Raw genomic sequence first — 5,386 nt, forward strand, 5'->3', positions numbered from 1 at the left:
CAAGCGCTGATCATCAATAATGGTTGATAGACGTCTTCGCGCCATCTTTTTGTCATGCCTCGCTGGCATCGTCGCATTGATGCTGACGGCGGCTGTGTGGCATCAGGATGAGGCCGTCAAAGACCGCCCTGACCAGAGCTGCGTGCTGTGTATTCTGCACGCCAAAACGGGGAAGGCGCTTGTCCAGTCAACCCCTGACGTCCAAGTTTCCCAGCAAGTTCAAACACCGTATCTCAAACCGATTCTCCGGATCGTTTCGCCAGGCGCGATTCGGGCATGCGCCCGGTCACCTCCAATGGCCTAATTGACTGCCGTCACTCACACCTCATTTTGACATTTTTGTATTGCGCCTAACACAGCGCATTTCCTGCCGGCGCACTGTATCACCATTCATTTGGAGACACGATCGATGAAAACCATGACTATGGCTGCCATTTCAACAATTTTGTTGTTTGCAACCATGCCCGGTTTGGCGGAACAAAAGCCAAGCGACACACAACAAGCAGAAATTGAAGCACTCAAGGCTCGACTCGCGGAACTTGAGGAGAAGGTCAACGAAGCACAAACCAAAAAAATGTCGGCGCTTGCCATGAAATCCAGTGACAATCGCTACAATCCTGGAATTGGCCTAATCCTCACAGGCTCAGCGACGCTCATCGATCCCGACGACAGTGAACCACAACCCGTTGGCTTCATCATGCCGGAGGAAAGTGGGTTACCCGAGTCCGGCTTCAGCATCGGTGAAGCGGAACTCAACCTCACTGGCAATGTGGATGATAAATTTTACGCATCAGCCACAATTGCTTTTGGTGAAGGCAGCGCCGAAGTCGAGGAAGCTTATCTACAAACCTTATCAATGCCCGGTGATGTGACATTGAAGTTTGGACGTTTTCTATCTGGGGCTGGCTACCTCAATGGCCGTCACCGCCATACTGACGATTTCGTACAGCGGCCACTGGTATACGACGCATTTTGGGGCGGCGGCTATGGTGACGATGGTGTCGCTGCGGTATGGCTCGCCCCCACTGAACTGTTTTGGGAAATTGGGCTGGAGTGGTATCGGGGCGATGCCTTTGCCGCGGTTGGCGGCGGCCACCGTGGGCTCGGTAGCAAAGCTTTATTCAGCCATTGGGGCGGCGATGTTGGCACAAGTCACAGCTGGCGCTTTGGCATCAGTTGGTTTGATGGCCACGTTGATACCAGAGAAGATCTTGAAACTGGCGCCGCATTTTTGGGCGACAATCAAATCATAGGCTTTGATTTTATTTGGAAATGGGCGCCCAACGGCAATCCCACCCATCGCAACGCCAAAATCCAGTTGGAGTGGTTCAAGCGCAAGCGCAACGGCACCTTCACACAAGGCACTGCGATGGTTGACGATGAGTTCAACGATGCTGGCGGCTATATTCAGGGCGTCTACCAATGGACAAGAGGCTGGCGGCTTGGCGTACGCTACGCGTTTCTATCGCCGGATTCAACACCTGCCCCGCTGCTCGGCACCACATTTGATAGCGGAGGCCATGATCCGCATCGCCTGAGTGTGATGGTTGACTGGTCGAACAGCGAATATTCGCGCCTCCGGCTGCAATACAGCCGTGACGACAGTACTCCCACCAAAGCAGATGTCGTCATATTGCAGTACACCATGGCCTTTGGTGCCCATCCGGCGCATAGTTTTTAAACAAGGAGGCACTCCATGAAATCTCGTCTATGGTTGTTCATTGGTTTTATCGCTGCAATTTGGGTGCCACGCGCTGAGGCGGATCTGCGTGTGTTCGCGTGTGAGCCATTTTATCAAGCACTGCTCAAAGAAATTGGTGGCGAACAAGTGCATGTCTATCTTGCCACCACAGCACTACAAGATCCGCATCGAATTCAGGCGCGGCCAAGCCTGATCTCGCAAGTCCGCCGGGCGGATATGATCGCGTGTCACGGGGCTGAGCTTGAAATTGGCTGGCTGCCCCTGTTGCTTCGTCGGGCCAACAATCCGAACCTATACCCGGGGCGGCCCGGTCACTTTATAGGAACCGACTTTGTCAAAAAACTCGGTGTCCCCACAAAGATTGATCGAGCCTTGGGCGATATTCATGCCGAGGGCAATCCACACATCCAAACCGGCCCTCAGAACGTCATTCCCGTGGCCAATGCGCTGGTGCAACGTTTGATTGAACTAGACCCCAGCAACCGATCAAGTTACGAACGCCGTCATCAGCAATTCGTCGCACGTTGGCAGCAGCGATTGGACAAATGGCGAACCGAAATAAAAGCGCTCAAAGGTATGCCGGTCGTTGTCTATCATGATAGCTGGGTCTATCTAGAGGCATTCACTGGCATCAAAAAAGTGGCCACCATCGAAGACAAACCCGGGATTCCGCCAACCAGCGGTCACCTTGCCAATCTGCTTCATCAGCTTGAGAAAAATCCGGCCAAGGCAATCTTGTATGCGGCCTACCAGAACCCCAAAGCGGCTCAGTGGCTGGCTGAGAAAATAAAGATCCCATTGGTCAAGTTGCCCTTTACCATTGGGGGCACGGAAGACGCAGACAGCCTTGAGCACCTTTACGAGGTCACCTTCCAACGACTATTGGAGCGAGTCAAACCATGAACTGGGATTCTGTCGATTTTGCGATTCTCGGACCGGCCATACTGGCGGGTCTACTGGTCACTTCGACCCACGTGCCTTTGGGACGTGTCGTCTTACAGCGGGGCATCATTTTTATTGATCTGGCCATCGCCCAGATCGCAGGCCTGGGCATCATTGCGGCGGCCACGTTTGGATGGGATCTCAACGGCTGGGCCGTGCAGATCGCTGCAGTAAGTGCCGCGTTGCTGGGCGCGGCGCTGCTTAATGTGACCGAGCGCTTTTTTCCAGAAAGCCAAGAGGCAATCATCGGCGTGTCCTTTGTGCTTGCGGCCACACTCGGCATCTTGCTGCTCGCCAACAACCCGCATGGGGGCGAACATTTAAAGGAACTTCTCGTGGGACAAATTCTTTGGGTGGATTATGAACAACTGTTGCCAGTTGCCGCGCTCTACGGCGTTCTGCTGGCATTCTGGCACTACTGGGCGCACTCACAACACAACCGACTGTGGTTCTATTTCACTTTTGCCTTAACCGTCACCGCTTCGGTGCAACTGGTCGGCGTTTATCTCGTCTTTGCTACCCTGATCATTCCGCCGCTGTCCACACGGAAACTTGAAGGGCAACGACGCATGCTCATCGCTTACACCATTGCAGGGTTAGGTTACATATTGGGACTCATTCTCTCCGCGCTATTTAACTTGCCGTCCGGCGCAGTGATTGTATGGACGCTATTTTTGGTTGGGCTTGTTACGGCTTTTGTATTACCCAACAACAAATGAAAACGTCTTTGATACGGACTTGTTCAAACAGGTCCGTATCCAACATAGATGAAAGCGCGCGTTGAATGAAAGCTTAACTCGCCTTCGCATCTCCCAATTTTTCATTGATACCCTGTCCCAAACACGCAAATTTTTATCAGCGACATTGGCAAATGTATTGTCGTCAAAAGTCGCAACCTCCTCTCTGCCCATCACCCATCCATGGTCTGTTTCCTCGGCATAAACAACGAAGAAGGGGCGCTCAGCGCGCCCCTCCCATGTTCGTCAAATGAACGGTTGACGATTATTGGAACGTGATGCTCCAGCTGTCGATGTACCCTGTGTCACCACGATAGGCATCATAGACTTTCAGCTTCCAAGTCCCTGACGATTCAATACCTGAGGCATTGACCGTGTAATCAGCCAGAACATTGTCCGCCGAGTCGCTGCCATTGATGTCTTTGAGTACCGCACTGGCTCCATTTGGCGCGACCAGGGTGATGCGCAGGTCACCACGGTAGGTGTGTTTAATGTCCACATGAACCGTGATAGTGCCAGAGTCGCCACTGCGCGTGACATTGATAGAGCTGGTGGCCGTCCGACGGTCACGGATGGTGACATTCTTGTTGTTGGTGAAAGTTGCGGCGCCACCGCCACCACCAGAACCACCGTCGGTGTAGCTACCGGTCAATGTCACACCGGAGAAGCTGCTGTAGGCACGCAACATCACATAGTAAGTGCCAGCTTGTACATTGCTGATGTTACAGGTTTCGTTGTTGCCATTCAGGTACGGACGGCAATCATAGCTCGATGTCGTCGGCTGGCTGCCAAACTTCACATACAGGTCAGCATCACCCGTGCCACCAGAAGAGGCAAAGCTCAAGTTGGTCGCGCCTGCGGGCACATCCATCTTGAACATCAACTCTTGACCAGTGGATGCCGACAGGTTGCTGACTGGCGTACCGTTGGTCAGGGTGGTGATGCCAGTGCCGCCACCACCGCCACCGGTGTTGCCGTCACAACCATAAGTGTCCAGGTAGTTCTTGGCATCCAGTGCTTTAACGATACCGTAGCCATAGAAATTATCACGACCTGCCGCACCACGGTCTTCCGCAGTGGCGTTCAATGCGTTACGGATTTGCTGTGCCGTACAGCTGGTATGATAAGACCAAACCAACGCAGCCACCGCCGAAACGTGTGGCGTCGCCATCGACGTTCCGCTGTACTTCGCGTAGCGGTTGCCTGGAACGGTGGAATCCACAGCCACACCTGGGCCAGCAATTTCGACCTGGGAGTTATACTGACTGAAGCTCGCCACATTCTTCGAGCTGTCAACGGCCGCGACCGACATCACCGAATCATATGATGCCGGATAAGAGTAACTGCTGTTACCGTCGTTACCAGCGGCAGCAATGCTCAGGACGCCATTCGACAGCGCCTGTGCAAAGGCAGAGTTTTCAGTACTTGAGTAGCTCGGCCCACCCAACGACATGCTCACCACATTGGCACCCCATGCCGTACATTTGTCTAGTGCAGCCACCAAGCTGGAAGAATAGTTCCAACCGTTAGCACCAAAGACCTTCACACTGTGGATCTGGATATTGCCCGAATCTAAAACACCAACAACGCCTTTACCATTACCACCAATGGCAGAAATGGTCCCGCCAACGTGCGTGCCATGGCTATTTTGGTCGTTATACCACCAGCCAGAGCCAGAATCATATTCACCGGTGACATTGTTGCCAGCCAGATCTTCGTGCGAGCGGTCATAGCCGGAGTCAATGATACAAATTTTGCGATTTCCGGCGAGCGAATCACTCAACTGGTTCGCTTGCACCATTGAAATGCCATACGGCACTGTTTCCGACGTCGAAGTCGCATACTGACGCGTATCGGTTTCTTTGATGATGGATGTCAGATAACGCTTTTGGTCTACTTCGACATATTCAACCGCCGGATCGTTCGCCATTTGGGCTGCACGCGCTGGCGACAAAGTCACAGCCACGGCATTGTGCGCCTTCAGGTTGAGCTTAACGGTCGCACC

Annotated in this window: 5 protein-coding genes; 4 read left to right on the forward strand and 1 reads right to left on the reverse strand. The window is 53.2% G+C overall.

Annotated elements, in window-relative coordinates:
* Positions 1-19: 19 nt before the first annotated feature.
* The 4 genes from D6694_15125 to D6694_15140 all read left to right on the forward strand — a co-directional run bounded on the left by D6694_15125 (position 20) and on the right by D6694_15140 (position 3,363).
* Positions 20-304 carry a hypothetical protein gene (locus D6694_15125; GenBank protein RMH34580.1) on the forward strand — a complete coding sequence of 95 codons (285 nt, stop codon included), beginning with the start codon at positions 20-22 and terminating at the stop codon, positions 302-304.
* Between the two features lie 120 nt (positions 305-424).
* On the forward strand, positions 425-1,681 hold the full coding sequence (locus tag D6694_15130) for a hypothetical protein (GenBank protein ID RMH34581.1): 1,257 nt from the start codon (positions 425-427) through the stop codon (positions 1,679-1,681).
* Positions 1,682-1,696: 15 nt separating this feature from the next.
* A complete protein-coding gene (locus D6694_15135) occupies positions 1,697-2,605 on the forward strand; it encodes a zinc ABC transporter substrate-binding protein (protein ID RMH34582.1) in 909 nt (302 codons plus the stop codon).
* Entirely contained in the window at positions 2,602-3,363 is a 762-nt protein-coding gene (locus D6694_15140; protein RMH34583.1) for a metal ABC transporter permease, read from the forward strand. Before D6694_15135 ends, D6694_15140 begins: the two co-directional genes overlap by 4 nt.
* 283 nt (positions 3,364-3,646) lie before the next feature.
* Here D6694_15140 and D6694_15145 read toward each other — a convergent pair.
* Positions 3,647-5,386 (reverse strand): hypothetical protein (locus D6694_15145; protein ID RMH34584.1); only part of this gene is annotated, 1,740 nt, incomplete at its 5' end.

It is taken from the genome of Gammaproteobacteria bacterium, assembly GCA_003696665.1.
Classification (GTDB): Bacteria; Pseudomonadota; Gammaproteobacteria; order Enterobacterales.

Excerpts from the sequence above, each read along its gene's own strand:
- D6694_15140 (RMH34583.1), top strand. The coding sequence starts at position 2,602 with ATGAACTGGGATTCTGTCGATTTTGCGATTCTCGGACCGGCCATACTG.
- D6694_15125 (RMH34580.1), top strand. The coding sequence starts at position 20 with ATGGTTGATAGACGTCTTCGCGCCATCTTTTTGTCATGCCTCGCTGGC.
- D6694_15130 (RMH34581.1), top strand. The coding sequence starts at position 425 with ATGGCTGCCATTTCAACAATTTTGTTGTTTGCAACCATGCCCGGTTTG.
- D6694_15135 (RMH34582.1), top strand. The coding sequence starts at position 1,697 with ATGAAATCTCGTCTATGGTTGTTCATTGGTTTTATCGCTGCAATTTGG.